2 protein-coding genes are annotated in these 1,806 nt (G+C 64.6%); both read left to right on the top strand.

All coding sequences use genetic code 11. The features are described from left to right. Positions 1 to 1,118, top strand: a 1,118-nt coding sequence (locus tag WBF82_RS09345; RefSeq protein ID WP_424382766.1) for an acyl-CoA reductase, incomplete at its 5' end; no start/stop codon positions are given. Further along, positions 1,115 to 1,806 (top strand): SDR family NAD(P)-dependent oxidoreductase (locus WBF82_RS09340; RefSeq protein ID WP_424382765.1); only part of this gene is annotated, 692 nt, incomplete at its 3' end. The genes WBF82_RS09345 and WBF82_RS09340, both read left to right, overlap by 4 nt.

Raw genomic sequence — 1,806 nt, 5'->3', positions numbered from 1 at the left:
GCGTCACCGAAATCGCAGAGACCCAAGTCGGCCTGGACTACCTCAACGGTTGGGTCCCGCACACCTTGCGCGACGGCCGCGAACTGCGGGTGCGCGCCTTCGGATCCCGAGTCCGACACATCCCGGCCGGCAACGGTGGATTGGTCTCTGCGGTGACCATCCTGCGTTCGGTGATCACCCGATCCGACGTGATCATCAAGGCGCCGTCGAACGATCCGCTCACCGCGGTCGCCATCGCCCGCACGCTGGCTGATGTCGCGCCGAACCACCCGATCACCAAGCATCTCGCGGTCGGGTATTGGAAAGGCGGCGACCTGGCTGTCGAGGAAACCCTCTACCAGCCTCAGCACATCGAGAAGATCGTGGCGTGGGGCGGGCTGGCCTCGGTCAAGCACGTAACCCGTTACATCCAACCCGGTTTGGAGCTCATCGCGCTGGATCCCAAACGCAGCACCACGATCATCGGCCATGAGGCGTTCGACGACGAAGCCACGATGCGCGAGGTGGCCCGTCGCGCCGCGACCGACATCGGCGTCGCGAACCAGGAAGGCTGCGCCAACGCGCGCGTCATCTATGTGCTCAGCGGAACCGACACCGACGGGCTGGCCAGGGCAAACCGGCTCGGCGAATTGATCTATCAAGAATTGATGTCACTGCCTCCGATGATCAGCACCCCGCCGCGTTACCCCAACCGCGAGCTGCTCGACCACCTGGAGGCCTCCCGAATGACCGAGGACTTCTATCGGGTGATTGGCGGCGAGCAGCGCGAGGGCGCGATCGTCGTCTCCCAGTGCGACGAGCCGGTCGACTATTCGCCGATGCTGTCCGGGCGGGTCGCCAATATCGTGCCGGTGGACAACATCGACAAGGTCACCGCCGCGGTGAACGCCTACACCCAGACCATCGGCATCTACCCCGAATCCCTCAAGCGCCGGCTGCGAGACACGTTGCCGCTGTTCGGTGCCCAACGGCTGACCAGCTTGGGTTATGCGTGCAATGTCGCGGTCGCCGCCCCGCAGGACGCCATCGAGCCGATCAGGCGGATGTGCAAGTGGGTCGTCGACGAGGAGTGCGACGCAGACGTCGTGATCCCGTTGTGGAGGCTCACGCCGGCATGACGGGATCGCGCAGCGCCCTGCAAGTCGTTGAGGGGATTGACCTATCGGGCAAGGTATGCGTGATTACCGGGGCTTCGTCGGGGCTAGGCCGCGAGTCGGCGCGGGCGCTGGCAGCCGCGGGCGCGCAGGTGATTTTAGCCGCGCGCAACACCGCTGCGCTGGCCGAGACGGTCCGGTGGATACATGCCGAGGTGCCCGACGCAGAAACCTCGACGGTGTGTCTCGATCTCACTTCGCTGGCCAGTGTGCGTGCCGCGGCCACCGAGATCGGCCGAGCCACGCCGGTGATTCATATCCTGATGAACAACGCCGGTGTCATGTTCACTCCGTTCAGCCGGACCCAAGACGGCTTCGAAATCCAGATCGGGACAAACCATTTCGGGCACTTCGAGCTCACCCGACTCCTTACTCCTCAGCTCGCCGCCGCTGGGGGCGCCCGGGTGGTCATTCTCTCCTCCGGCGGCCACGTGCTGGGCGACGTCGACTTCGACGATCCCAACTGGGAACACCGCGACTACGACAAGTTCGTCGCATACGGCGCATCCAAGACCGCGAACATCCTGCATGCGTTCGAAGCCGACCGACGCTTGTGCGAGTTAGGAATCCGCGCCTACGCGGTCCATCCCGGCACGGTTGCCACATCACTGGCGAGGTACATGTCCCGTTCTGATTTCTCCCAGCTACGCAA

Source organism: Mycobacterium sp. (assembly GCF_049673265.1).
Taxonomy (GTDB): Bacteria; Actinomycetota; Actinomycetes; order Mycobacteriales; family Mycobacteriaceae; genus Mycobacterium.
This window is presented reverse-complemented; position numbering and strand designations above follow the sequence as displayed.